This is a genomic window from Qipengyuania sp. 902 (assembly GCF_051195295.1).
Classification (GTDB): Bacteria; Pseudomonadota; Alphaproteobacteria; order Sphingomonadales; family Sphingomonadaceae; genus Qipengyuania.
Genome location: NZ_JBNJLJ010000008.1, coordinates 1 through 25,568 on the forward strand (window position 1 = coordinate 1; position 25,568 = coordinate 25,568).

Consider the following 25,568-nt stretch of genomic DNA (forward strand, 5'->3'; position numbering starts at 1 on the left):
CGGTGCAACCAGCCCACCGGATCTGGGAAAGGCGGAAAACTCCAGACCCACGTGGTCCGACGTTGGGTAGCAGTGCAAACAACCGCCCGACTCTAATCCCAGCTGGGGGAAAGCTGGGGATCACGTCATGGCCGAGACGCCAGATGGTGTCCGTCATGTGTCCATGGCAAAAGGTCTGATCAAGGCGTCCGGAGGATTTGATCGGAATCCGCGCCGTTATGCTGTCGCGCTCGGTTGCGAGGTCGAGCATGCCAGCGAGTTCGTTTACGCCGACAATATCGACCTGATCTCAGCTGGAGTAGCCACCGAGATTGGGGCATCCTGCAGGATCTGCCCTCGAACAGGCTGCGACCAACGCGCATATCCTCCAAGCGACCAGCAGATCGAAGTCGATCTGTTCGAAAGGGGCGTTGTTCCCTATTCGATGCGACAAAGCGGCTAGATGGTAATCTGGCGAAACGGATGAGAGCGATTGGCGAAGAGCGATCGCAAGAGATAGAGGGCGAACAAGCCAGGATGCATACAGCCAGCGCAGCCCACGGATGGCGAGAGATGGTTGCGGACGATCTCCCCCGCGTACTTGCCATCGCGGACAAGTGCCATCCCGATCATCCTGAAGACGAGGCGGTGTTTCGAGAGCGGCTCGAACTTTTCGCAGGAGGATGCTGTGTTCTCGAGCAAGACGGGGAGACCGTTGGATACATCATTTGTCACCCCGCTACTTTCGGCCACCCGGTGCCACTGGACACACTCCTAGGCGAACTGCCTGACAATGCGGATGTGCTCTACATTCATGATATCTCGATAGACGTGGGTATGCGCGGTCAAGGGCTTGCAAGTGAGGCGGTTGATCATGCGAAGCAGCTTGCCCGCAAGCACGATTATGACCGGGTTGCACTGGTGGCGGTTAATCGCTCTCAGAATTTTTGGGCAAAGCATGAGTTTATGATCATAGCCGACGAGGACATCGGCAAAGCGCTGGTCGGATATGGTGGAGCCAGTAGCTATATGGTCTGCGATCTCACCTAGGCTTGAGCGAGCCTCTGCATGATTTGCGATTTTGATCCTGTAATCTGTCCCAGATGAAACTGGTCGAGGTGTGAAAGAAAGGCCTCCAGCGCCCCTGCCAAGGCGGGCTTGAGCCCGCACACGCCATCGATGGCGCAGCCTTCCTTGCCTCCCATACAGGCGACGAAACCGTTCGTATTTTCCAATGACCGGACAACCTCGCCTACATTGATTTGCGAAGCCTGCCGGGCGAGCCGCAGGCCACCGCTCCTGCCCCGCAAGGTTTCTACGAATCCTGCGGCTGCAAGGTCCTGTGCCACCTTGGCCAGGTGGTTGCGCGATATCCCATAGTGCTCAGCGATCCAGTCGATCGAGACCACATCGTCTTTGGCGGCAAGCGCCATAAGCATCCGCAGCGCATAGTCGGTTCGAAGGTTCAACTGCATAAAAGCGGTATATCAGATATTGCTTTTCCCGCAAACCGGGATATAAGAGGTATATTATATACCTGTTTTAAGGTTCACGAGATGACCGCAAACGTCAAAGTTTCTCGCGCAGATGTGCTCGATGCACGAGCAGCGAAGCGCGCTCACGCTGAATCGCTCGGCGTCACCGAGCAGTTCGTGTCGCAACTGGTGGACGAATTCTACGCACGCATTCGCGAGGACGACCTGCTTGGCCCCATTTTCGCGGAACGTATTTCGGAGTGGCCCACGCATCTTGAGCGCATGAAGTCCTTCTGGCGTTCCGTGTTGTTCAACAGCGGTGAGTTCGCAGGCAATCCCATGCGCAAGCACATCGAGATTACTGGTCTGGAAGAGCACCATTTCACCCGTTGGCTGCACCACTTCTACGCAACGCTCCGCACGCTTTCGAGCCAACCGGCGTCGATCAGCCTGGTTGCCGACCGAGCCCGCGCAATCGCGGACAGTCTCCTGACAGGCATCGCGATCGAAAAAACCGGAATTTCGGGGTCAACAGCAGGAAGGAACCTCCCCCATGTTTGAACAACAGACTTTAATTGCGGAAAGCGAGGTTTGTGCAGAAGCGGAAGTCAGGGCTCTCGAAGGCCTTCTGCAGCCGCTCTCGGTTGCACCAGTAGCTCCCGCGAATGCGGGCTTTCAGCTCCCGGCCCGGGTCTGGCAGATCATGCTCTCATGCTACGGCATATTCTTCTTCGCGATATTCTTGGCGACTGGCGGCAGTACGGCGGCGCGCTTCGCGATCGTGGTTTCCGTCCTGTACACTGCAATGTATTTCGGGGTCGCACGCCTGGGTGCGCGTCAAGCGGGGCGTGAAGAGACTTCACCGCTCGATTGCGGTGGAAAGCTTCCAACCTGGACCGGCCCAATGGATCGCAAGGCGGTGTTTGCGCAGGTGCTCGTTGTACCGGCAACAGTCTCTCTGTTCGGGGTCGGCATATTGATCATCGTCCTAGCGGTTGGGCCCGGCGTGTGACACAGTCAGTCGAGCTGCCACCAGATGTGGTCAAATACGCCGAAAGTCCGATGTTCACCGCAGCGACTGTTCCAGACAAGCTCACTTCCGAACACAATCTGAAACCTGATGTTTGGGGTCGACTGTGCGTAGGTGCTGGCTCGGTTGAATTTCACGTTACCGGACCGCCTCCCTTCAAAGCTACCGTCCGCGCAGGAGAAAGTTTGATAATCGAACCGGAGAAGATGCACTTTGTGCGACCGTCTGCTGACGCGCAATTCAAAGTGGATTTCTACCGCTAATTCCTTTTGGCGTTTCCTTTTCCGCGGCTTTAAGACGATGCGGCGTTCCTGCTGATCTGATGGGAACTTGCCGAAGAATAAACCGGCATGCGTGCCGCTAGGCGCTGGCGTCGACCAATGCGTTCGCCTCCCCCGACATTGCGGCGATCCATATGACAATGCAGGCGATCCACCCGGCATTGAACATAATCAACGCTGTCCAAACAGCAGCTGGCGTGGCTCTTTTTCGCCCCGGTCCGCGTACCATCTCGCCCGGCCTATCGCCACGGAACAAACGAGCGAGATCGCGTAAATGGAGTAGCAACCAGATTCCGGAAGTTAGACTAATGACGGCGAAAAACGCGATTAGAGCAGGAAAGAACCACAGGGGCATCGAGAAAACTCCTTTAGGACCGCGTCATACGGCCGAACTGAAACGACGGACAGACTGCGGGCGATATGTATCGAACAAAGCAGCAATTACACGCGCATAGGGTAATCCGGAGGGTGTTATAGACAGAAGGCCTTCGTTGATTGTCGCAAGATCAAGATCGAGAAATGGTTGCAGAGCATCCAAGAGCTTCCGGTTCATAACTCGCCGGACTTCAGCACTGCCGCGGCACAAGAGTGACTCGATCATCTCCCCGCGATGGCGGTCGTCTTCGGTCCGAGTGATGCCAAACGCACTCGTCAGTCGGCTTTGCCCGGCCAGCATTCTGTAACGGCCGCTGTTCTTTTCGTTCTGCGCCAAGAGCTGCGGGAAGCTACTTACTGCCGAACTGCCAAGCCCGATCAGGACGGGCGACTGATCATCGGTGAAGCCCTGAAAATTTCGTCGCAACGTTCCCCCAACAGATGCCAGAGCGAGTGGGTCATCGGGCTTGGCGAAATGATCAAATCCGATCGATCGATATCCCTGCTCTGTAAGCAGAGCATGACCGAGTTGGGCCATCGCAAAGCGCTGCTCCGAACCTGGTAGCGCATTCCCATCGATGACACGCTGTCGCGCAATCAGATGCGGAACATGAGCATAGCCGAAGAGCGCGATGCGGTCCGGACCCATGGCGAGTGTGCGCTGCAGACTATCATTGAGATCTTCCTGCGACTGGTGCGGAAGGCCATACATCAAATCGAAATTGAGCGAAGAAACTCCGTATTTTCGGAGAAGATCGGTGCTGTGCTCGATAAGGCTCTCGGGTTGCACGCGTCCAATGGCTACTTGGCAGTGGGTAGCGAAAGTCTGCACGCCGAGGCTTGCGCGTTGGATGCCCACGCTCCCGATCGCCTCTGCCCATTCTTGCGAGAACGTTCGAGGATCAAGCTCGATCGAGAAGGTCGGATCATCGATGCTGAAGCATGCGATCAAGCGGTCGACTAGGGTGAGGAATTCGGTCGGGCTAATGGCATTTGGACTACCACCCCCGAATGCAATCCGACGCACTGATGCATCACGAGGCAAAATGCTTGATACGAGATCGATTTCGCAAGACAGGGCGTCGAGATAGGATTCGAGACGCTGTCGCTTTCCTGATTTGCCGGTGTTGCACCCGCAGTAGAAACATATTTTCTCGCAGAACGGGATATGGACGTAGAGCGAAATGGCGCCGTGCACGCCGCCAAGCGCCTCAGCATATTTGGTGGGCGACAGGGGAGCGAACTCGGCCGCTGTGGGATAGCTCGTGTAGCGGGGGACCGTGGTTGCCAGCAGGTCAGGATGATAGGGCCACATGGCGGACTCTCTGCTCGTATCTGGGACCGCATTCATTGCGCTGGATCAATTCGCTTGCGAGAGCAGAGTGCATGACAGCCCTTGCTATGACAGGGAGCGACAGGTGGAGTCTCGCGCATCGGGATCGGAATGCTGATGACGCCGCCACCGCAAAGACGCGCTTCGACGGCCTTGGCAGATATGGGAACAGGCCCGAACGATGCCGGAAGTAGCGCTAGAAGGGAAAACATACCGGTCCTCATCGGGGAGGATCCTCCCCCTCGCCTATCGCAGTCCGATCGTCTTCCTCGTCATCGATAAGAATGCGGTTTGCCGCACCGTCGAGATCCTCGAACTGGCCGTCGCGCATGGCCCAGAAAAACAGGACAAGCCCGGCGCCACCCAGAAATAGCGCGACCGGAATAAGGAAGACCAAGACGTTCACGGAGCGTGCCTGACGCGGGCAAGTCTTAGGGAATTGCCAACGACTACCAGCGAGCTGAGAGACATGGCGACCGCAGCGACGAGCGGGGTCACGAAACCCGCAAGTGCGAGCGGCACAGCAAGCACGTTATAGCCGATGGCAAAGCCGAAATTCTCGCGGACGATGCGCATGGTTCGACGGGCGACAACGATGGCTAGGGCAACTGGCATGAGCCTCTTGCCCAGGAAGACCGCGTCTGCTGCCTGTTGGCTCACGTCGCTGGCAGTGCCGGGCGCGATGGAAGCATGGGCCGCAGCGAGGGCAGGACCATCGTTGATGCCGTCGCCAACCATCAGCGGGCGGCATCCAGCGCCCTTCAACTCATCAAGCAGCGCTAGCTTGGAGTCGGGGCGCATTTCACTCTCGCCCTCAATGCCGAGTTCGCCTGCAAGTGCAAGAACCGGTAACTGCCGATCTCCTGACACGATTTTGCTTTCGACACCGAGCGCCCGAAGCTTCCCGAGGGTTTCAGTCACATCGGTTCGCACCGGGTCTGAAAACGCGATTGCGATGGCTTGCTCTGCGATATGCAGCGAGGACGCGAGGCCGGCTTGATCGATAGCACCTCTCGCCAACGAAACCGGAGTTTCGCCATGCATCCCGCTGACGCCTTGTCCTCCTATTTCCGTGATTGCGGTAAGCGATGCAGCGGAAACGCCTGCCTCTTCCAGGGCGGATGCGATGCCTCTGCTCAAGGGATGCCGACTAGCTTGCGCTAATCCTAGCGCGATGGCTTTCTGTTCATCCGTCAAATGATCGAGGCTGGGGACCGGCTCACCAAGCGTCAACGTGCCGGTCTTGTCGAACAATACCATATCGACTTCCGCCAGCCGTTCGAGCGTACTTCCATCCTTAACCAGCACCCCCCTTTTCGCGAGCGCTCCTGAGGCCACGACTTGGGCAGCCGGCACCGCCAGTCCCATCGCACAAGGACAGGTGATGATGAGCACCGCGATAGCGATCACCAGCGACTGGTGCCAACCCGCGCCGGCAATCATCCATCCGACAAACGCCAGTAGCGCAAGTGTATGGACGGCAGGCGCGTAGAGACGCGACGCGCGATCGGCGATGCGGACATAATGGCTACGCGACTGACCCGCTTCATCCATCAGACGCGCGATCTCGGCAATCGCAGTATCGGACGAAGCGGCGGTCACCCTGACGCGGATCGGATCTCCGAGATTGATTGCCCCGGCGTAGACCGTGTTTCCCTCTGCCGCAGCGTCTGGCGTGCTTTCACCAGTAAGCATCGCATTGTCGATTGAAGTTTTTCCCTCCTCAATCACACCATCGGCAGCCAGTGCCTCACCCGCTGCAACAAGCATGAGCATTCCAGGTTCGAGATCTTGCGCGGCAATCGTCTGGCTTAATCCATCAGCCTTCAGGACCCTCGCTGACTTGCCCATCCTCGAAAGGAGCGCGCCTATGCCTGCACGCGTTTTATTGCGCATGGTTGCGTCGAGCGCGCGACCGCAAAGCAGAAAAAAAAGCAGCATGACGGCGCTGTCGAAATAGGCATGCTCGCCGCCAGTTATGGTCTCATAGACACTTAGCCCGGTTGCCAGCAGCACTCCGATCGAGATCGGCACATCCATGTTGGTCTGGCGATGCCGCAGGGCCATGGCTGCGCTGGAAAAGAAGGGGTGCCCTGCATAGGCGACCACCGGCAACGCGATCAGAGCTGAGAGCCAGTGAAACAGTTCGCGCGTCACTCCGCCCGCGCCCGACCAGACGCTTACAGAAAGCAGCATGATATTCATCATGCCGAACCCTGCCACGGCAAGCGAGCGCAGGAGCATACGCCTTTCAGTATCGTCTTGGCCTAGTGGATTCGCCTCAGCGATTTGAGCCTCGAAACCGATCTTTCGAATGGCATCGACAAGATCGCCCGCATCGAGCGCCCTGTCGTGCCGGACGGCCACCCTCTTGGCGGACAAATTGACGCGCGCTGCCTCGATACCGTCGAGCTCTTGCAAACCGCGTTCTATCTTGGCGATGCAACCTGCGCAGCGCATACCGGGAACGGTGAACCGGCTATCGATCAGGCCAGGGCGCTCAGGAATATCTAGGGTTGCCGGGGCGTTCACGACAGGTGCTCTTCAGTCGCCCAAGTCTGACCATCCTCGGACGAGATTCTCAGGCGGACAATCCAACGTCCCGCATCGAGCGGCTCGAGCGACACGTGATTGCCCGGGGTCGCCTCAATGAAACTCAGGGTCGTGGTTTCCGCCTGCCCAAGGGGCCGGCGAGCCACGGCAGTGACGGTGGCACCAGCCGGCACCAAAGCAGTCTCGATCAAGAGGTGCCCGTTCTCGCTCCGGGTCATCTCGACCATCCAACCCAGAGCTTCCTGCTTCTCCGCCGCGTCTAGCCAGTCGTTGAATTCCTGGCTTGCGACATAGGAGTTCTCGACGATTACGCCGCCAAAGCCGCGAACGGCAAGCGTGGCCATGAACAAGTTAACCGCGATGATGATGGCAAAGCCAGACACGATGATAGTCGCCGCATGCTTGCCGGTAAATTCGCGCTTCACTGCTCACCTCCGGGCGTATCGAACCGCGTTTCGGTTGTCGCCGACTCTTGCTGCTCGTCGCGCGAGGTCACTCTGAAGTTGAACTCTTGCGTCGAAGTGCCCTCCGGCGCGATGACATAAGCGCGAACCGAGAGGACCTGATCGGCAGGGACCGTCTTGATCTGCGAGCGCGCGGCATCATCTCTTCCGATCGTATCGGTCCACATAAGTGCGTCAGGCAGCCCCTCGACAGCGATCTCCATCTGGCGCGGGCGACTTTCCATATTACGTAGTTTCAGCGTGTAGGAATTTCGCACCGACCCGTCGCTCATCAGGATGTAAGGCGGGTTACGGTCGGGCGAAACCGAGAGACCGACATGGCTGCGCACACCCAGAGCAAACAGCATGGCAAGGCCGACACTGCCCCAGATCAGGAAGTAAGCAATGGTCCTTGGTCGAAAAATTGCCTTCCAAGGCGAACGCGTGGGTTCGCCGTTCGCCTCGTTTTCGCAATCTTCCAGCGTTGCATAGTCGATGAGGCCGCGTGGTCTGCCGATATCTGCCATAACCTTGTCGCACGCATCGATGCAGAGCGCGCAGGTGATGCAGCCGACTTGTGGCCCCTCGCGGATGTCGATACCGGTGGGACAGACAGCGACGCATTGCAGACAGTCGATGCAATCGCCGAACTTGCCGGGTTTCTTCTGCGCCTTCTTGACGCTGCCGCGTGGTTCGCCGCGCCAGTCCTTGTAAGTCACCAGCAGCGACTTCTCATCCATCATCGCGGTCTGGATGCGGGGCCAGGGGCACATGTAAATACAGACCTGCTCGCGCATGAAGCCGCCGAGCGTAAAGGTGGTAAGGGTCAGGATGGCGACAGTGATGTATGCGGTCGGCGCAGCCTCGCCCGCCCAGAAGTCTCGCACCAATGTTGGGGCATCGGCGAAATACATGATCCATGCACCGCCCGTCCAAAAGCTGATGATGAGATAGATGGTGTATTTGAACGTGCGCTTCGAAAATTTCTTCGGTCCCAGTGGCGCGGCATCGAGCCTCATGCGCGCGTTACGATCGCCGTCGACGAAACGATCCACATGTTGGAACAGGTCTGTCCAGACAGTCTGCGGGCAAGCGTATCCGCACCAGGCGCGTCCAACCGCACTCGTCACGAGGAACAGGCCAAGTGCGGCCATAATCAGCAGACCGGCGACGTAGTAGAACTCGTGTGGCCAGATCTCGATGCCGAACATGTAGAAACGACGATTCGCCAGATCGACAAGCACCGCTTGGTCGGGTGCATAAGGACCACGATCCCAGCGGATCCAGGGCGTGCCGTAGTAGACCGCCAAAGTAACGAACATGACGAACCATTTGAAACGCCGGAAAGGCCCGTCGATCCGCTTGTTGTGGACCTTTGTGCGCTTCTCGAACAGTTTCGTCGGCAGGTGCTGTCGCGGCGGCTCGTGCGGTTCGTGGCGTAGAGTCGTTGCTTCCGGTTCGGCTACGGCGCTCGATACCGGCTCGTTCGTCTTCGCCCGTCCGTCCTCAACGACAACCGACCAGTCACGCTCCTCGCCCTCGCGGCGAGGAGGAACGCTCGACGCGCGACTGGGATCACGGCTCTTCATCGACCTCCACCGCAGGATCTTCAGCGACCTCGACGAATTCTTCGCCGCCGCCGAGAGACCACACATAGGCCGACAGCATCTTGATCGTGACCGGATCGAGACGTCCACTCCAGTGCGGCATGCGACCCATTTTCGGGTTGAGAATTTGAGTGCGCAACTGCTCTGGTGAGCTCCCATAGAGCCAGATGGCATCGTTAAGGCGCGGCGCACCAAGCTCACGATTTCCCTCACCTGAAGGTCCATGACAAACGGAGCAGTTGTCTTGGTATAGCTGAGCTCCGGAAGCGGTCGACGTCGCCTTCCCGCTTAAGGAAAGAACGTGATTTGTGACTGCAGTGAGCTGGTCTGAATCAAACGCTCCTTCGAATGGAGGCATAACGCTCATTCTTGTATCGTCGACGCCGGGTGCGCGAATGCCGTTTACGAGCGTGTATTCGATGGCTTTAAGATCTCCGCCCCAGAGCCAGTCATCATCGTTGAGATTGGGATAGCCAAGGGTCTGGCTGCCGGCCGCTCCCGAGCCGTGGCATTGCGAACAATGGACCTGAAAAGCAGACCGGCCACCAGCCACTGCCTGCCCAAACAGTTCGCTGTTCTCTGGCAAGCGTTCGATCGGAATGCGGGCGAGCTCTTCGCGCACGGTAGCCCGCGCTTGATCGACAACGCTCATCTCTTCGGCGAGCTCTCCGCGGCTGCTCCAGCCGAGCACGCCTTCGGTTGCTTTGTTGACCAGCGGCCATGCAGGATAGAGGATCACGTAGATCACCCCCCAGACAATCGTCGCGTAGAGGGACCAAAGCCACCAGCGCGGCATCGGCGTATCGAGTTCTTCGATGCCGTCCCATTCGTGTCCGACAAATTCCGTGCCGGTTGGCTCGTCGATGCGCTTATTTGCCATCTGGACGCTCCCCGGTTTCTCCATCATTGAATATCGAACGCGCCGCTTCCTGATTGCGTTGCTTTGCGCCGGGACGAAACACCCAGAGGCAAAGGCCGAGAAACAGAAACAGTAGGGCGACGAGGCCGTAGCTATCGGCGAAGTGGCGCAACTGGTCGTAGAGGCTCATCGACCTTTCTCCTCGGCCAGCCGCTCTTGTGCTGCCGCACTATCGACGTCGACCAGCGTGCCAAGCATCTGCAAATACGCGACGAGCGCGTCCATTTCGGTAAGCTTGCTCGGATCACCATCAAAATCGCGAACCTGCGCCTTGGGGTAGCGCTGCTGGAAATCCTCGACATCGCCGCCGCTATCGGGATCGGCCTGAAGGATCATGTCCGCCATCGCCTCGCCAATATCGCGATCCGAGTAGGGCACGCCCACCCGGCGCAAGGCTACCAGCATATCAAAGGCGTTGTCGGTATTGAGCGGTGTTTCACCTAGGAACGAGTACTTCGGCATGATGCTTTCCGGCACCACGCTTTGCGGATCCTCGAGATGCTGGACGTGCCATTCGTCCGAATACCGCCCGCCGACGCGCGCCAAGTCAGGCCCGGTGCGCTTCGATCCCCATTGGAAGGGGTGATCATACATGCTCTCGGCGGCCAGGCTGTAATGCCCGTAGCGCTCCACCTCGTCGCGGAACGGACGGATCATCTGGCTGTGGCAGGCATAGCAGCCTTCACGCACGTAAATGTTGCGCCCCGCTTGCTCCAGCGGCGTGTAGGGTCGCATTCCCTCTACTTCCTCGATCGTATTGTCGATCCAGAACAAAGGTGCAATCTCAACGATGCCCCCGATCGACACTGCGATAAAGGAGAAGATCGCGAGTAGGTTAATGTTCTTTTCCAGCTTCTTATGCTGGGTAGCGAGGCCCATGACGATCTATCCTATTCTGCAGGTTCGGGTGAAGCCGAGCCTGCAATGGGTCGGTCTTTATCGGGGTCATAAGCGGGCATGGCTCCCATCGGCTTTTCCTCGCGGAGCCTGCCGCCGATGGTCATCCAGACATTGTAGCCCATGATGATCGCTCCGCTGAGATACATGACGCCTCCCAATGCGCGGATGATATAAAGCTCATGCAGCGCGGCGACCGTCTCTGCAAAGCTGTTCACGAGATAACCGTCAGGCCCGTATTCACGCCACATCAGCCCTTGCGTAATGCCCGCCACCCACATGCTTGCCGCATAGAAAACGATGCCGAGCGTCGCGAACCAGAAGTGCCAATTGATCATCCGCAGCGAATACATGCGCTCCCGCTTCCACAGGCGCGGCACAAGGAAGTAGACCGCTGCGAAGCTGATCAGTCCGTTCCAGCCAAGCGCTCCGGAATGCACGTGGCCGACGGTCCAGTCGGTATAGTGCGAGAGCGAGTTGACGGCCTTGATACTGAGCATTGGCCCTTCGAAGGTCGCCATGCCGTAGAACGCCATAGCCATGACCATCATGCGGATGATCGGATCGGTGCGGACTTTGTCCCATGCCCCGTTGAGCGTCATCAAGCCGTTAATCATGCCGCCCCAGCTCGGCATCCACAGGATCACGGAGAAGACCATGCCGAGCGTCTGCGCCCAATCGGGCAGTGCCGTGTAGTGGAGATGGTGGGGTCCAGCCCAGATGTAGAGAAAGATCAGCGACCAGAAGTGAATGATCGAGAGACGATAGCTATAGACCGGTCGCTCGGCCTGCTTCGGCACGAAGTAATACATCATCGCGAGGAATGGCACGGTGAGGAAGAACGCGACCGCGTTATGACCATACCACCACTGCGTCAGCGCGTCCTGGACCCCAGCAAAGGCCGAGAAGGACAGCGACCCGTTCCAAGCAACGGGGACTGCGAGGTTGTTAACGATGTGCAACATCGCGATGGTGATGATGAACGAGAGGTAGAACCAGTTCGCGACGTAGATGTGCGGTTCTTTCCGGCGAGCCAGCGTGCCTACGAAGACGATCAAATAGGCGACCCAGACAATAGTGAGCCAAAGGTCTACGTACCATTCGGGCTCGGCATATTCGCGGCTCTGGGTGACGCCAAAAAGATAGCCCGATGCCGCCAGGACGATAAACAGTTGGTAGCCCCAGAACACGAACCGAGCGAGCGCCGGAAACGCCAGCTGAGCGCGACAGGTGCGCTGGACGACGTAGAAGCTGCTTGCGATGAGAATGTTACCCCCGAAAGCGAAGATCACCGCAGATGTATGGAGTGGGCGCACACGGCCGAAATTGAAGTAGGGCTCGATATTGAGCTGCGGGAACGCCAACTGCGACGCGATGAAGACACCCGCGAGAAGGCCAACGAGAGCCCAGAACATCGTAGCCAGAACACCCCAGCGGACAGGGTCATCGTCGTATCTTGATGGTCCTTCGGGCATTTTGAAGAACCCCTGCGCCTTACCCAGTGGATCAAAACGTGAGGCGGTCACCCAAATCATCACGAAAGCTAGAATACCCAGAATTGTCGCATGCGCGGCAAAGCCGGTGTCACGGGCAGTCCCTGCGAGAATGACGGAAAGGACTAGGACGACGAACCAAAGAGCAACGCGTCCAAGGGCGGCTTCTGCCTGCATGTAATGCTCCGAAAAATTTTCGGGCAGCCTTATTCGGACGACTCGGATCGTGCATTGATCTGAGTCAATTTTCGAAAACTTTCTGCTTTTCCAGATTTTAGCTTCGCCAGGTCACGGAGGCGATGGGGCGAGAGTATCGAGACTTCCGATCTGCCCTTGGTGTCGATGACCCCTTGCTCCCGAAGCTCGGTAAACTGACGACTTACGGTCTCAAGCGTCAGTCCCAGACTGTCGGCTATCTCGCGCCGGGACATCGGTAGATCGATAGATGTGACGCCCGCCTGCTCGTTGCCGATGCGCTGTCCCATCGACTCGAGAAAACTTGCGACGCGCTCAAACGCTGTCTTGCGTCCCAAAAGAACGGACATCTCATTACAGTAGTCGAGGGCGGCGAGCGCGCGGTCGAAAATGACCATTATGGCATCGCTATCCGAAGCAATAGTCCGAACGAGATCATCTATCGGGAATGCAAGGATCTTGGTGTCGGTGAGACCGCTCAGATAGTATTGCACTGTGCGGCCATCCGGAAGCAGCAGAATATCGCCCTTCAGTGCGAAAGCTACGATCTGTTCTCGATCGGAACCGGCATGTCCGACCAGTTTCGCAGCCCCATCCGCAACGAAAATGACCCATCGATGTGTTTCGGAAGCAAACTCGGTATTGACACCGCGCGGAAGTTCGAGCTCGCGCCCCGATGATTTCAGGTGCGACATCTTTGATTGTGTTAGGCCAGATGGCAGGATCGCGGTGAAGAAGCGATGCAGATCGTTGTCCGACAAGGTCCAGGCTCCGTGAAAATATTGCCGGCTACCGTGGGAGAGTTCATGTCTGCAGTCTTTGAGGCAGATCAAATCGGTACGAATTAGCGACCGTTAAACGGTTTCAAACGACTGGATCGAGCCTAAAGTCATTTTGCGAGCGCCTCGAGCACCTCGCGACGCCTTACGGTGACTGTTCTACGTCCTGACATCGCAATTACGCCTTCGTCGCGGAACTTGGTGAATTGGCGACTCACCGTCTCGATTGTGAGACCCAGAATATCCGCAATTTGCTGCCGGGACATGGGAAGCTCGAAATGATCATTATCCTGCGGAGACGCAGAGCCGCACATTGGCGCGGTATTTCGAGAGAAGATTTCAAGGAGCAACGTGGCGAGTCTTTCCTCGGCGTTTAAGCGCCCGAGAAGCAACATCCAGCGTCTGGTCTTATCGAGTTCGCTTAAAGTGCGTTCTAACAATTTGCGTTCCAGACGGGGATGTTCGTGCGCAAAGCGTTCGAAATCCATGCGCCGGAAGACACAGACCACGACCTCTCCAAGGGCACCCGCACTGTATGGAGAGGTTTCACCGAACGGCCGACCGATGAAATCCGAAGGATAGGCCAATCCGAGAATCTGTTCGCGACCATCGCTCGTCTGGGTCGAAAGTTTCATTACGCCTGAAACGACGTTCGCGACAAATATTGCCTCTTCGCCTTCCCATAGAAGCGTTTCGCCCGGGTCTAGGTGCCTCCTGCGCCCGATCCCGTTAAGAAGCTCAACCTCATGATCATCAAGGTCGGCACAGATCGCCCGGTTCCGAACGGAACAGGCCTGACAGAAATTAAGGTCATTTCGCTGCTCTGCGTTTTCTGACAGGACCGATACAGCTTCGTCCGGTGATCTTTCCGAGATATTCGCCATACTGTGATCACTCTGCAATTGAGATATCCGCAACGCGCGGGGCGGACCTAAGCCACCCGATCAGTCCTGAGCGGCTGTCGCACGTCGACGATCCGCAGGCAGCGTTCTCTACCAGAACGATCGGGCCAGTCGATCGCTGACCCTGCTCGCATTCCGATCAGGCCGGCTCCTACAAGCGTCAATATCGAGAGACGGTTCTGGTCGAGGTTGGCGTCGCGCGGCCATACCAGTTTGACTTTGCGTCGGTCGCCTGACCGCTCGTCGACGAATTCCACCTCCGATTGCATGGTTACGATGTCCGGCGGCAAGTCGCCTGCTGTCATCACATGAGCACGATCAAGTTCCTCGCAAAGTTTTGCAGCGACATCGGGACTGCGCTCTTCGATAGACATCGCCAAGTCGTAGAGTGCGTCAGCTTCAGAATCGATAACGTGAATGGTCGGCTTCTCGCCGAGTTGAGAGGTAGTCATTTTTCGTAACTCGCTTGGAAGCCGCACGAAGTTCGCGGCAGGGCTGTCGATCGTCCGGGAGCCTCGCCCCGGACCGGATCACGGTCGTAGAGACGAGGCGTGCGCCCGTGCGGGCAGCTGACCTGCGTGCGCGAGATGTCGGTCAAAGTGTAGCGAAAAGACCATGCCGTACATGTGGGCGCGAACTTTGGTTTAGTCAAATGACATCTGACCGATCGTCTCGTCGACAATTGCGAGACTTTCGTGTCAGGGACGCCTATCAATGGGAAATGATGAACTTTCCTTCCTTTGGATCCAAGCGCGGACCAGACCTCGCTATCGATCTCGGCACTGCCAACATGCGTATCATGGTGCGAGGCGAAGGTGTGGTCTTCGACGAACCATCCTTGTGCTATTACGACAAGGCTGGCGGCCAGATGAAGCTGATTGCAGCGGGTCGGGATGTTTTGGCGATGGTTGATCGGGCTCCCGGAACTCATGTGGTCCGCCGTCCTCTCGCCCGCGGCGTTCTGCAGGATATGGAAGCCGCCGCCGCATTGCTTGCGCATGGATTGTCTTCTGTGGTTGGCAAGAAGCGCAGAGGGGGTCTTCCAGCCATGATCGGTATTCCGGCGGATGCCACGAAGGCGGAAGCAAATGCATTGCTCGCCGCCGCGGACGATGCCGGCTTCGGACGGATCGAACTGGTGCGTGAGCCTTTTGCAGCGGCTATCGGAGCAGAACTTCCCGTCCGCGAAGCCCGCGCATCCATGGTGGTCGAATGCGGCGCCGGAACAACCGAGGTTGCGGTGTTCTCGATCGACGGCCAATGTCGTTCGCGCTCCGTGCGTCTGGGCGGTTTCAGCCTTGACGAGGCGATTACCGAACATCTTCATCTCCGGCATCACTTCCTCATTGGAAAAATCACCGCCGAGACGCTGAAGAAGCATCTCGCCGAAGATGGTGCCGAGGACGCGGAAGTGGAAATCAAAGGGCGATCTCTGCACAATGGTCTTCCAGGAACATTGACCTTGCCGGTTTCCGAGTTCCATCCAGTGCTGAAGCGACATTTTGACCGTTTCGCAGATGCCGCCCGGCTGGTGGTGGGTGAAATTTCTCCCGATCTTGCCGCCGACCTGCTGAGCGAGCGCGTTGTCGCTACGGGCGGCGGGATTTGCGCGAGGTTCTTGGCTAAAGCGATCACCGCGGAGTGCGGTGTTCCGGTCACCATCGCCAACGATCCTTCCGGTTGCGTTTCACGTGGCCTAATGCAGTTATTGGAGGAGCGCGCTGCCTAACTTTAAGCGGCGGCGTTTCGGCCGGGTCACTCATGCAAAACGGGTCTCGCCTCTTTGTAGGCATATGGTCACGCGCTTATATGCTGCTCACCTTCACCGCCCTGTTCTGGGCGGTTAACGCAATCGTTGCGCGCGCGGCGCGCGAACTGGTCCCTCCCGTTGCCCTGGCGTTCTGGAGATGGGCGATTGCGTTGGTCATTATCTCGCCATTCGCATGGCGCCATTTGGGGCGGGATGCTCCTGTCATTCGGGCGAACTGGAAAATGCTGCTTGTGCTTGGCGCTCTCGGCATTGGTGCCTTCAACACGCTGCTTTACACCGGATTGCAGGAGACCACCGCGCTCAACGCCATGTTGCTGCAGTCGGGCCAGCCTGCCCTCATTCTGTTTCTTGGCGCGATCTTCATGGGCGACAGAACGACGCTGCGCCAGATCGTCGGCGCCGCCATCGCTCTGACCGGCGTGCTTTGGATCATCGCTCGGGGTAACGTCGACGTTCTCGGTACCCTGAGCTTCAACGAAGGCGACCTCGTCATCGGCCTCGCAGTGTGCTTTTGGGCGATCTACGCAGTAATGCTACGTCATCGCCCGACGATCCATCCCCTCAGCCTTTTCGCAGTGACCTTGGTCATCGGTATAGCCGGAATTGCGCCGCTCTATGCGCTGGAACTCAGTTCCGACCGACATATCGTTTTGCAGCAGGAAAGCCTGCTGGCGATCGGATATGTTTCGATTTTTCCGTCTATCCTTGCCTACCTCTTCTTCAACAGGGGCGTGGAACTTATCGGGTCCGCCGGAACCGGAATGTATATGAACATCATGCCGATCATGGGAGCTGGTCTTGCGATCGTCTTCCTAGGCGAACATCTGCGAGGCTTCCATGCGATCGGAATGGCGCTGATTGTCGGCGGCATTCTTCTCGCTGGCCGGGGTAGCAAGCCTCTTGCAGGGAATGCCGTTTCTTCGAAGACAGACGATATCGAACGACGAAATGAAAGTGAGTGACGGTTTGCCACCACATCCGGAGAATCCCGGGTTCGGGCCGACGATCTGGATCACACGCACGTCGCCGGATAACGAAAAGACTGCGAGTGCCATGCGGCAGTTAGGGTTCGATGCGGTGGCTGTGCCCGTTCTGCGAGTGGAAGGTCTCCCAGCGAAAGCATTGGACGAGCAGCCCGATGCAATCGTGTTCACGTCGGTAAATGGCGTCCGCCATCATTCTATCTGCCCGGCACTTCTCGATATCCCAGTGTTCGCAGTAGGCGACAGGACAGCGAAGAGTGCCGCCCATGCTGGATATACCCATGTTGTCTCGGCGGCTGGGAATGTGCTCGATCTGGAGCGCCTGATCGTTCAGTCCCTTCCGCGAGGGAGACGGCTTTTGCATTTCTCCGTCCACCGGCCGGCTGGAGACCTGACCGGCAACCTTCGCCGCAAGGGTTATTTCGCGACGAGAAAGCCGGTGTATGAGACCCGCGATGTCGCTGTCGCGAAGCTATTGGCATCCCTTCCAGCACCGCACGAGATAAACGGAATTCTGATCCACTCGCCACGAGCGGGCCATGTGGTGAAGCGCTGCTTGGAACGCACATCCCGGCCATTCCGAGGCATCGTCTATTGCATCTCCAGTGCAGCCGCGGCCCCTTTCGTGAGGCAGGAAGGCATGGATATTCGTGTCGCCGCACGGCCAGACGAAGCCTCAATGCTGGCGCTCATCGGGAACTCTTAACGGAACAGAGAAGCAGCCGCATCCGTTAGCGTGACGGATAGACAGTATTGGAGATCAACATGAACAAGTTCGCCCCCCTCCTTCTCGGATCCGCTCTCGTCCTCTCCGCCTGCAATGATCAGGAAGATCAGGTCGAAGACCGTATCGAAGAACAGGCCGAGCAGAGCGCGCAAGAGTCCGGCGATACCCCCGTGGCACTCGGTCTGACCGAGCGCCAATTGCTTGATGCTGAAGTCCTGGCCGCCGACGGAACCGAATTGGGTGGCGTGGAAGCCCTGACAAAAGATGCCGACGGCAATGCAACCGAACTTCTTATAGAAGTCGAGGACAGCGATCCTGATCGTTACGTCGAGATACCAATTGACCGTCTGACCGTGACGACCCGCGGCAATGACACCGATCTTTCGTCGGAGATGACGATGGAAGATATCAGTTCGCTTCCGGATGCACAGATTCAGTGACGATTGAGCGAAGCAAGCCGGCAAGTCAGCTTCCGCCTGCTTCAATTCCCGCCGAAGCCAATGTAATCGAAGAAACAATGGCCAATATGTCCTGCCGCGGCAATGCGGACAGACCGGTCGAAGTCATCCAGTATCGTCTCATCGACATTTCGGAATCTGAGCGCGGCGAGCGTCGCAGTGTGGGTGCCATCGGTTGGCGAACTTCCGATGGTGAGCCTGTCCGACAGATCGACAGAGATCTTTACCAGATCGTCTCGTCGGAAGAGCTGCTCGAGCGGGTAGACCGATTCGCGTGACGGGCACGAAGTTCGTTCTCGCGGGTCGCGAGTCTTTCGTATCGGCATAATGGGATGTGCTCGTTCGCCTCCTCACGGCATTCCGAGTTTGGATAGACGACCTCGGTTGATCCGCTGACAACGGCTCCATCCGTCAACTTTGCCTGTTCCTGACGATCAGGAGCCATCAAATGAATAACTTCATGACCGCGAGCCATGAGATGATCGGCAATGATACGCCTATGGCATCGCCACCAGACGGCCTCGGAACACATCAGCGCCACACGACAATCGTCAGCTAGGCTTACGACGTCCTCGATTGCCGACTGGAACTCGCCGCTCAACGCATAGTCGGCGTAGTTATGGAAGCTCTGGATGCGCCAGTATCCGTTCAGGGCCGGGTTCACATCATCGTGTCGTTTCCTTCTGCCGCCAAGTTTCTCGAAGTGTCTGTAGGCGATGTCGTGCTGGTCGAGCAGATCGGGGAAGGTATCGACGTTGAACGCGGTATTGGAGCGGGAACGGGGGAAAGCCCGGACATCGGCCAGTATGTCCACTCCTGCTGCTTTCAGCATGGCAATGACAGTGTCCGCATCCCGATTGGAATGACCGATCGTGAAAACGGTTGGCATCAGCTTTTCAGCTTCGTCAGCGCATCTTCCATGTGGGCTGCGACATGATCGGTCTTGTCGCTTTCAATCTCGTATTGAGGCTCGTCCTTCGAGGCACGGCGGGTATGACCTTTGTAGTCGAAATCCGATTCGTGAACCTTGGAGATTGTTCCGCTGACCCTTCCTGCCTCGGAATTCCAGCTGACATGATCTCCGACTGCGTATTTCGCCATGATGCACTCCTGCGCTGAGACGATGTCGTTCTTCCTACTAAACGGGGCATTGACAGGAACGTTTCGCAGGCGACTGAAATGGCTTGTTGGCTGGCAGGATCTGGCGACGGGGTATGAGCCCGGAACGAAGGGATTCTCGCTCCGGGCCTTCCACATATCAACTACCCAGATAACCAATACCGCCGATGATAGCGCACATCGCCGACCAGAACAGCAGCATGAAGACGATGTCGGGCATCGCGAACCGATCGAGTTCGTTGCGCTTCAACAAAGCATATCGCTGCGACACCTCGTCATCCATCGAAATCAATCCGACATCGAGCGCGCTCGCCTCCTTGCGGAACCATCGCAGCAGATCATCGCGCTGATCGCTCGGCAGGTCGGGGTATCGGGCCAATAAAGCCTTGGCGCATGCGCGCCGTTCGTCGCGGGTCGAGCCGCGTTCCAATTCGATATTCATGGAAATTCCTGACAGTTGGTTGCGGACTGGAGTCCGCCGAAAGGTCCAGAGCGTCAGGAGGATGGAAGACCAGTCGCTGGTGGCAGTGACCATTTTGCCGGTGCGTCGGATATCCAGTGGATTAATCGCCAGACCTCAGTGTCACGATTTGTTCCGAGTTCACAACGAGCAAAATCTAGCAAGATGACCGGCTCGCCGGGGCCATCCGCCGAAGCGCCTGACTCGATATCTGCCGAGAGTTCGGCACCACGCTTCTGAGTAGCGTCGTAAGAACCGGTAGCCTGCGATATTGTCCATGAGGTCAAATCCCGCGTGGTGCCACCTCGATCCGCTCCGGCACCCTGCGAGTGCAGAACGCCTGCAAGAACAGCCGTCAGGATATGGAAGATCAGTTTCACGCTGCCAGCTCGAACCGGTCGGCGCGTGCAAGTTTCCAGGCGGCGCTGTAGAAATCCCGATCATGCGATCCTGACAGCAGCTCGCCGTCTTCGAGAAAAATATGAAGCTGGGAGAAGAGGCGGATCTCGGTCAGAGAGACACGCCTTACGAGATGGTGCGGTCCAAGCTCGGATGGATGCGAGAGACCCGCGGCAGCAGTCATTTCCGCGAGCGCTCGCAACGTATTGCGATGAAAGCGCCGGACCCGCTCTGCCTTGTCGGGCACGACGAGAGCCCGCTGGCGCAAGGGATCCTGCGTGGCAACGCCGACTGGACAGCGGTTAGTATGGCAGGAAAGAGACTGGATGCATCCCAGCGCGAACATGTAGCCGCGTCCGGCATTGGTCCAGTCGGCACCCAGCCCTAGGACCGCAGCGATGTCGAACGCACTGACGATCTTGCCGGCCGCGCCGATCTTGATCCGGTCTCGAACGCCCGCACCTACGAGGGTGTTGTGAACGAACAGGAGGCTTTCCCGCATCGGCATCCCGAGGTTGTCGGCGAACTCGACCGGAGCCGCCCCGGTTCCGCCTTCCGCGCCATCGACGACTATGAAGTCCGGAAATATCCCGGTTTCTCGCATGGCCTTGACCATTCCCATGAATTCCCAGGGATGTCCGACGCAAAGCTTGAAGCCGACCGGCTTGCCCTTCGAGAGAGTGCGGAGCTGCGCAAGAAAATGCATCATCTCGATGGGCGATGAGAAGGCCGAATGCTCGGCGGGAGATATGCAATCGACCCCAACGGGAATACCGCGCGTGGCGGCGATTTCTGGGCTAACCTTCTCACCGGGTAGAATGCCGCCGTGGCCGGGCTTGGCACCCTGGCTCAACTTCAATTCGATCATCTTAACCTGAGGGTCGGCAGCGTTGTCTGCAAAACGAATTGGGTCGAAGTTACCTTGCTCGGTCCGACAACCGAAATAGCCGCTGCCAATTTCCCAGATGAGATCGCCCCCATTCTCGCGGTGATAGGGACTGATCCCGCCTTCGCCGGTGTCGTGGGCAAAATTTCCCAGCCTTGCCCCCTTGTTGAGCGCTCGAATGGCATTGGCGCTTAGGGAACCGAAGCTCATCGCCGAGATGTTAAAGATCGACGCCATGTAGGGATCGCGCGTGTCGCTTCCCCCGATCGGAACTCTGAAGCTGTCGGGGTCAGCCAAGGCTTTTGGCTTGGTGGAATGCGAAATGAATTCGTAGCCGTTCTTGTAGACGTCAGCCAAGGTTCCAAATGGACGGTCGCTAACCTCGTCCTTCGCGCGGGCGTAGACTAGGGAGCGTTGCGCTCTCGAGAAGGGCGTTTGATCGTCGTCGCCTTCGATCAGATACTGTCGAATTTCCGGCCTGATTTTTTCGAAGGCCCACCGCAGGCGACCGATGATGGGATAGTTGCGGCGCACAGCATGTTTTGTTTGCGTAAGGTCGATGACACCCAAAACGCAAAATAGGGCAAGAAGCAGAACGACTGGCAATGCCCACGCATCGTCAAGCCTCATGAGAGCAAAGATCGAGCCCGCCAGACTTATGCCGAGCACGGTAAAACGGGAAAAGAACACAAATGGCTCCGGTCTCGCAATTAAAGCGAGAATGCCCTACGCATGTTCATGCATCGGGCTGGAAAATTATTGATGCAACGAGCGGCATCACGGCGCACACCCCTAGAGCGCCATACGCGCTCTAGGCATGCAGGCGTGCGGTGCTGCTGGCGGCCGGAACCATCACACCGAGACCATGATCGACTTGAGCCATGAGTGTGTAATGCGACTTTGATATTACCAATTCAAGAGGCGAGCAGTCGAACTCATCGAAACTCGAAAATAAACTTCGCTGTCGTGTTTCCAGTATCTTGTAGATCAGCATTCCTCGATACCTCCCTCGACAATCGGGAGCTTTGTCACCAAGATCCAAGTCGCAGCCCACCCGGTCTCGAACAGCCACCCTGCCTAACATCAGTGGCAAGTGAACACCCAAGGCCAAGCGTGAGATCCCGATAGATGAGTTCGCAGAATGTTGGAATTGTCAGAACGCGGCGAGCACTTACATCTTAGCAGCGGATGTTGCGTGACCAGCTTTTTGATCCCCGGCTTTGCGACGTCTTGCTGCGTGATAATCTACGCGGCGAACGATCAGTTCTAGGTCATCTGCTCCTATGTCGAACGTCTCCCCCAAATCGGCCAACGCCGCTGCTATGTCTTGGGTGTGCGGAGGCGCCAGGTCGCGCTCGAGCAGGAAATGTCCAGCAACCGGTTGAGGCTTATGGGGATAACTGTGCCCTGACCCCCGGTGAAACACGATACCGACTATGACAAGGCAGACTGCGTTTAGAGCGACTGGCAGAAATGCAAACTCAAATCCTGCTGCCGCAACCTGTTGTCCTCCAATGACAGCTGTCAGTGCGGCTGCCCCTCCCGGCGGATGCAAACTACGGGTCAGCGACATACCGAGGATCGCGAGACCGACCGCCAGTCCCGCTGCGACATGCGGGATCGCTATGACTTGAGCACAAGCCACGCCGATCAAAGCTGAAAGCGTATTTCCTCCGATAACCGGCCAAGGTTGCGCAAGTGGACTAGCTGGCACCGCAAACACCAATACTGCCGATGCGCCCATAGGCGCCACTAAGAAAAGCAGGGCGAGGCTGTCAGGCAAAAAAATCCAAGAAATCAGGCTGGTTAGGGAAATCCCTGCGATACCTCCACCGCATGCGATAAGACGATCGCGCAGAGTGGCTCCGGCAAGGATGGGAGTAAAGAAACGGCTGTAAAACATGGTGTAACCCGGCTCGCTGAACGCTGCCAATGAACCTCTGATATGCCAAGTTCGACAAAGAAGGAATTGTCCAGCCCAAAGCGCGAGCTAGCCAAACCTCACACAGAGTATTTCAAAGGTTGGGCAATTAGACTGCCTAATGATCAGCAGATCGAGCCTGGTCCCGTACTGCAGGGTTTTTATAAGTGGTTCTACCAGTTGACCAGCTTCATCGGCCTCAATCCCAAGCCCCATTTCCGCCAGTAAGCCCAGTTCGCCAAGAACTCGATGAATGGCGAGGAGGAGGCCACAGCCAAGTTCCCGAGCTTCTATGACGAGTACTTTGCCGTGCTCCACGCGACCGAAAAGTTCGGGGTGTATCCCCTTTACATACGTAACGGATTATGCCATACAATGAGGTATGACGAAGCCACTCACTACCGCCCAGTTCTTCCGTCTCTATCCGGACGATGAAACCTGCCTCCAGCACCTGTTCGATGTTCGCTTTGGACAGGGCTACGAGTGCCCCAAGTGTGAGCGCGAAAGTAAGTGGTTCCGCATTCAAGCGGAGCGGGCCTATTCCTGCCAGTGGTGCGGCCACCACCTGCACCCGACCGTAGGCACCCCGTTCCAGCAGACCCGCACTCCGTTGCAACTGTGGTTCTATGCTATCCACCTTTTCACCGTCACGCGCCACGGCGTTTCAGCCAAGGAATTGCAGCGCCAGCTTGGTGTTACCTACAAGACTGCATGGCGCATGGCCGCGCTCATTCGCGAACACATGGCCGACGTTGACGGTGAAAAGCCGATTGGCGGCGAAGGCACGAACGTCGAGATTGATGAAACTCTGATGGGCGGTGTTAAGCGCGGCAAGCACAATCGCGGTAGCGCGGCCAAGACCGTTGTAGTGGGCGCTCTTGAACGGGGCGGCGATCTGGTGGCCCAAGTGGTGCCGAACCAGCGCCGCGCTACCCTAGAGCCGTTTGTGACCGCCAACGTCCGCATCGGCGGCAACGTCCACACCGACGAACTCCGCAGCTACGCAAACCTCTCGAATGCTGGCTATCGCCATGCCCGCGTGAACCACGGCGCGATGGAATATGCTTATTACGATTATCGCCTTGCCGAGACGGTCACGGTCAACGGCATCGAGAATTTCTGGCGGCACCTGAAATGCTCAATCAATGGCACTCACACGAGCGTCAGCGCCAAGCACCTGAACTCCTACGTCAAGGAATTCGAGTATCGCTTCAATCGTCGCAATCGTCCGGAGACGATGCTTCCGGAGCTTCTTTCGACTTTCCGGCCATTGAACGCAGAGTAGCTTCGAAGGCTTCGGCGTCGCCCGTTTCGCCTTCGCGTTCGGCGATAAATTCAGCGATTTTGCCCTGCTCTTTCGCTTCCGATAGCGTCAAATTCGGCATCCGCTTCTAATTCCCTAATGCGTTCATCGTTACCGTCGATCTTCTCTTCAATGCGGCTCAATGAGCCAGAAATCGACGAAGACCGGTCTATAGCAGTATCTTGCCGATCCCCAAAATACGAGGCTACCGCGAAGAACAGGCCGACTGCCCCTACTATGGTGACGATGTTTGTGATCACCATCTGTGTGAGCGACGGAAGATGGTCGATTTTTGACAATCGATCTTCAAACTCGCTTCGCACCTCTGCTTTCATCCTCCCCACCTGCGCTTCGACGAGAGGCGCGACCTGGCTCGCGGGGATAAGACTGTCGTGGGCAACGAAGGCGGAAACAGCGCCCTTAGGAACTTCTCCGCCCTCAGTTGGGCCGTCATCATTAGGCGGTGTACGAGGAGGCTCGCTAGCCATTGGAGGCGCTGCCCATCATAATCACGTAGTTGTAATAAGACGTGTGCCCGCATTTCGAACAAATAAGCATTGCCTGCGGGTACTGTTGGGCTGCCAATTGCACTCCGCCATGAGGGCTTGTTACAACTGGCGTGACCAAGTGAGGTGAAAGATTCACCGTGCTGATACCGCCGCAAACATTGCAATTGCCTGCGTTCGGGACTTTGCTGTTCACTAGCCCCTGAACGAAGGAATACCACTCGGGCGACATTTCGCCTGCCATACGCTCTCCTGATTCGGAGATGCTGCTTTAGAAGCATTTCATGCCTCCCGCAATTCCGTATGCGAAGGGGATACACCCCAAAAGTTCTACATCGAGAGCCTGCGCAAAATCTTCATGGAGCACCATATCCCGCGCGGACTGATGGAATACCGCGGGGAGAAGGTGGACTTCGCTTCCGTCGAAGGGTGCGTGTTCTGACCGTTGAGAGCGCAAACGACCACCTTTGCCCGCCGGACCAGGAAGAAGCAGCACACGGTATATATTCTAAGATCCCGGCGAACGATAAGCACAACCACATCCAGGAAGGAGTTGGGCACTACGGTTTCTTCTCCGGATCGAAGTTCGCCGCTAAAATCTTCTCGGTAACTAGACTCTTATCGAAGGATAAGTGTCGCTTATGGGGCCGACAGCAGACTGTCCGCTATGTGACCCTTTGGTCGAAAAGCTGCCTGTCAGCTAACGACCCGATTGCGGACGTTGCATGGCGGGGGTGCTCGCGCGTAAGTCAGCCAGCGATGATCGACGACGGG

Annotated in this window: 29 protein-coding genes and 2 pseudogenes; 11 read left to right on the plus strand and 20 right to left on the minus strand. The window is 57.4% G+C overall.

The genetic code is table 11. The annotated features are described in order from the left end of the window. Positions 1–127: 127 nt before the first annotated feature. Together ACSH0F_RS14970 and ACSH0F_RS14975 are read left to right on the plus strand one after the other, a co-directional pair. Positions 128–442: pseudogene (locus tag ACSH0F_RS14970) on the plus strand (short-chain fatty acyl-CoA regulator family protein); the annotation flags it as partial. Between the two features lie 110 nt (positions 443–552). Continuing rightward, positions 553–1,029, plus strand: coding sequence for a GNAT family N-acetyltransferase (locus ACSH0F_RS14975; RefSeq protein ID WP_435203901.1), 477 nt, complete (start codon positions 553–555; stop codon positions 1,027–1,029). Here ACSH0F_RS14975 and ACSH0F_RS14980 read toward each other — a convergent pair. Further along, complete coding sequence (locus ACSH0F_RS14980; RefSeq protein ID WP_435203902.1) at positions 1,026–1,454, minus strand: RrF2 family transcriptional regulator; 429 nt, start codon at positions 1,452–1,454, stop codon at positions 1,026–1,028. The genes ACSH0F_RS14975 and ACSH0F_RS14980 overlap by 4 nt on opposite strands. Positions 1,455–1,535: 81 nt before the next feature. On the opposite strand from ACSH0F_RS14980, the gene ACSH0F_RS14985 reads away from it, so the two are divergent. From ACSH0F_RS14985 to ACSH0F_RS14995, 3 genes are read left to right on the plus strand one after another with little or no spacing between them, the layout of a single operon-like run. Then, positions 1,536–2,015, plus strand: a complete 480-nt coding sequence (locus tag ACSH0F_RS14985) for a group III truncated hemoglobin (RefSeq protein WP_435203903.1) — start codon at positions 1,536–1,538, stop codon at positions 2,013–2,015. Continuing rightward, entirely contained in the window at positions 2,008–2,466 is a 459-nt protein-coding gene (locus ACSH0F_RS14990; RefSeq protein WP_435203904.1) for a hypothetical protein, read from the plus strand. The genes ACSH0F_RS14985 and ACSH0F_RS14990 overlap by 8 nt, the downstream gene beginning before the upstream one ends. Positions 2,467–2,516: 50 nt before the next feature. Continuing rightward, positions 2,517–2,747 (plus strand): DUF1971 domain-containing protein, encoded by a 231-nt coding sequence (locus ACSH0F_RS14995; RefSeq protein ID WP_435203925.1) that lies wholly within the window; start codon positions 2,517–2,519, stop codon positions 2,745–2,747. 397 nt (positions 2,748–3,144) lie between these two features. Here ACSH0F_RS14995 and hemN read toward each other — a convergent pair whose 3' ends face one another. From hemN to rnk, 12 genes are all read right to left on the minus strand, one after another. Continuing rightward, complete coding sequence (gene hemN, locus ACSH0F_RS15000; RefSeq protein WP_435203905.1) at positions 3,145–4,455, minus strand: oxygen-independent coproporphyrinogen III oxidase; 1,311 nt, start codon at positions 4,453–4,455, stop codon at positions 3,145–3,147. Positions 4,456–4,693: 238 nt separating this feature from the next. After that, positions 4,694–4,879 (minus strand): cbb3-type cytochrome oxidase assembly protein CcoS, encoded by a 186-nt coding sequence (gene ccoS / locus ACSH0F_RS15005; RefSeq protein WP_221424238.1) that lies wholly within the window; start codon positions 4,877–4,879, stop codon positions 4,694–4,696. Beyond that, complete coding sequence (locus tag ACSH0F_RS15010; RefSeq protein ID WP_435203906.1) at positions 4,876–7,005, minus strand: heavy metal translocating P-type ATPase; 2,130 nt, start codon at positions 7,003–7,005, stop codon at positions 4,876–4,878. The genes ccoS and ACSH0F_RS15010 overlap by 4 nt, the downstream gene beginning before the upstream one ends. Beyond that, on the minus strand, positions 7,002–7,451 hold the full coding sequence (locus tag ACSH0F_RS15015) for a FixH family protein (protein WP_435203907.1): 450 nt from the start codon (positions 7,449–7,451) through the stop codon (positions 7,002–7,004). Before ACSH0F_RS15015 ends, ACSH0F_RS15010 begins: the two co-directional genes overlap by 4 nt. Beyond that, positions 7,448–9,058 (minus strand): cytochrome c oxidase accessory protein CcoG, encoded by a 1,611-nt coding sequence (gene ccoG, locus ACSH0F_RS15020; RefSeq protein WP_435203908.1) that lies wholly within the window; start codon positions 9,056–9,058, stop codon positions 7,448–7,450. The genes ACSH0F_RS15015 and ccoG overlap by 4 nt, the downstream gene beginning before the upstream one ends. Next, a complete protein-coding gene (ccoP, locus tag ACSH0F_RS15025) occupies positions 9,045–9,956 on the minus strand; it encodes a cytochrome-c oxidase, cbb3-type subunit III (RefSeq protein WP_435203909.1) in 912 nt (303 codons plus the stop codon). The genes ccoG and ccoP overlap by 14 nt, the downstream gene beginning before the upstream one ends. Then, positions 9,946–10,125 carry a CcoQ/FixQ family Cbb3-type cytochrome c oxidase assembly chaperone gene (locus ACSH0F_RS15030; RefSeq protein ID WP_278322787.1) on the minus strand — a complete coding sequence of 60 codons (180 nt, stop codon included), beginning with the start codon at positions 10,123–10,125 and terminating at the stop codon, positions 9,946–9,948. Before ACSH0F_RS15030 ends, ccoP begins: the two co-directional genes overlap by 11 nt. Then, the gene (gene ccoO, locus ACSH0F_RS15035) at positions 10,122–10,874 is read right to left on the minus strand and encodes a cytochrome-c oxidase, cbb3-type subunit II (RefSeq protein ID WP_278322788.1); all 753 of its coding nucleotides are present in this window, start codon (positions 10,872–10,874) and stop codon (positions 10,122–10,124) included. Before ccoO ends, ACSH0F_RS15030 begins: the two co-directional genes overlap by 4 nt. 11 nt (positions 10,875–10,885) lie before the next feature. Next, complete coding sequence (ccoN, locus tag ACSH0F_RS15040; RefSeq protein WP_435203910.1) at positions 10,886–12,562, minus strand: cytochrome-c oxidase, cbb3-type subunit I; 1,677 nt, start codon at positions 12,560–12,562, stop codon at positions 10,886–10,888. Between the two features lie 29 nt (positions 12,563–12,591). Further along, positions 12,592–13,341, minus strand: coding sequence for a Crp/Fnr family transcriptional regulator (locus ACSH0F_RS15045; RefSeq protein ID WP_435203911.1), 750 nt, complete (start codon positions 13,339–13,341; stop codon positions 12,592–12,594). 128 nt (positions 13,342–13,469) lie between these two features. Further along, on the minus strand, positions 13,470–14,243 hold the full coding sequence (locus ACSH0F_RS15050; protein WP_435203912.1) for a Crp/Fnr family transcriptional regulator: 774 nt from the start codon (positions 14,241–14,243) through the stop codon (positions 13,470–13,472). Between the two features lie 47 nt (positions 14,244–14,290). Then, positions 14,291–14,740 carry a nucleoside diphosphate kinase regulator gene (rnk, locus tag ACSH0F_RS15055; protein ID WP_435203913.1) on the minus strand — a complete coding sequence of 150 codons (450 nt, stop codon included), beginning with the start codon at positions 14,738–14,740 and terminating at the stop codon, positions 14,291–14,293. Between the two features lie 242 nt (positions 14,741–14,982). Between rnk and ACSH0F_RS15060 the strand changes: the two genes are divergently transcribed. Genes ACSH0F_RS15060 through ACSH0F_RS15075 form a run of 4 tightly spaced genes read left to right on the plus strand, consistent with a single transcriptional unit; the run spans position 14,983 to position 18,182 of the window. After that, positions 14,983–15,990, plus strand: coding sequence for a rod shape-determining protein (locus ACSH0F_RS15060; protein WP_435203914.1), 1,008 nt, complete (start codon positions 14,983–14,985; stop codon positions 15,988–15,990). After that, complete coding sequence (locus ACSH0F_RS15065; protein ID WP_435203915.1) at positions 15,942–16,994, plus strand: DMT family transporter; 1,053 nt, start codon at positions 15,942–15,944, stop codon at positions 16,992–16,994. Before ACSH0F_RS15060 ends, ACSH0F_RS15065 begins: the two co-directional genes overlap by 49 nt. Further along, positions 16,981–17,721, plus strand: coding sequence for a uroporphyrinogen-III synthase (locus tag ACSH0F_RS15070; protein ID WP_435203916.1), 741 nt, complete (start codon positions 16,981–16,983; stop codon positions 17,719–17,721). Before ACSH0F_RS15065 ends, ACSH0F_RS15070 begins: the two co-directional genes overlap by 14 nt. A gap of 59 nt (positions 17,722–17,780) precedes the next feature. Continuing rightward, positions 17,781–18,182: a PRC-barrel domain-containing protein gene (locus ACSH0F_RS15075; protein ID WP_435203917.1), complete on the plus strand. Its 402-nt coding sequence runs from the start codon at positions 17,781–17,783 to the stop codon at positions 18,180–18,182. Between the two features lie 241 nt (positions 18,183–18,423). Here ACSH0F_RS15075 and ACSH0F_RS15080 read toward each other — a convergent pair whose 3' ends face one another. The 6 genes from ACSH0F_RS15080 to ACSH0F_RS15105 form a co-directional block, all read right to left on the minus strand. Further along, positions 18,424–19,089 carry a DUF488 domain-containing protein gene (locus tag ACSH0F_RS15080; RefSeq protein ID WP_435203918.1) on the minus strand — a complete coding sequence of 222 codons (666 nt, stop codon included), beginning with the start codon at positions 19,087–19,089 and terminating at the stop codon, positions 18,424–18,426. Beyond that, on the minus strand, positions 19,089–19,301 hold the full coding sequence (locus ACSH0F_RS15085) for a DUF2945 domain-containing protein (RefSeq protein WP_435203919.1): 213 nt from the start codon (positions 19,299–19,301) through the stop codon (positions 19,089–19,091). The genes ACSH0F_RS15080 and ACSH0F_RS15085 overlap by 1 nt, the downstream gene beginning before the upstream one ends. A gap of 157 nt (positions 19,302–19,458) precedes the next feature. Further along, the gene (locus ACSH0F_RS15090; RefSeq protein WP_435203920.1) at positions 19,459–19,854 is read right to left on the minus strand and encodes a hypothetical protein; all 396 of its coding nucleotides are present in this window, start codon (positions 19,852–19,854) and stop codon (positions 19,459–19,461) included. Between the two features lie 301 nt (positions 19,855–20,155). Beyond that, positions 20,156–21,694, minus strand: a complete 1,539-nt coding sequence (locus ACSH0F_RS15095) for an FMN-binding glutamate synthase family protein (RefSeq protein ID WP_435203926.1) — start codon at positions 21,692–21,694, stop codon at positions 20,156–20,158. A gap of 181 nt (positions 21,695–21,875) precedes the next feature. Beyond that, complete coding sequence (locus ACSH0F_RS15100; RefSeq protein WP_435203921.1) at positions 21,876–22,058, minus strand: hypothetical protein; 183 nt, start codon at positions 22,056–22,058, stop codon at positions 21,876–21,878. A 177-nt stretch (positions 22,059–22,235) separates the two neighbouring features. Beyond that, positions 22,236–22,997 (minus strand): HPP family protein, encoded by a 762-nt coding sequence (locus tag ACSH0F_RS15105; protein WP_435203922.1) that lies wholly within the window; start codon positions 22,995–22,997, stop codon positions 22,236–22,238. Between the two features lie 370 nt (positions 22,998–23,367). Here ACSH0F_RS15105 and ACSH0F_RS15110 point away from each other — a divergent pair, with 370 nt between their 5' ends. Then, the gene (locus ACSH0F_RS15110) at positions 23,368–24,270 is read left to right on the plus strand and encodes an IS1595 family transposase (protein WP_435203923.1); all 903 of its coding nucleotides are present in this window, start codon (positions 23,368–23,370) and stop codon (positions 24,268–24,270) included. Positions 24,271–24,320: 50 nt separating this feature from the next. Here ACSH0F_RS15110 and ACSH0F_RS15115 read toward each other — a convergent pair whose 3' ends face one another. Further along, complete coding sequence (locus ACSH0F_RS15115) at positions 24,321–24,776, minus strand: hypothetical protein (RefSeq protein WP_435203924.1); 456 nt, start codon at positions 24,774–24,776, stop codon at positions 24,321–24,323. Positions 24,777–25,097: 321 nt separating this feature from the next. Between ACSH0F_RS15115 and ACSH0F_RS15120 the strand changes: the two are divergent. After that, positions 25,098–25,568: pseudogene (locus ACSH0F_RS15120) on the plus strand (hypothetical protein); the annotation flags it as partial.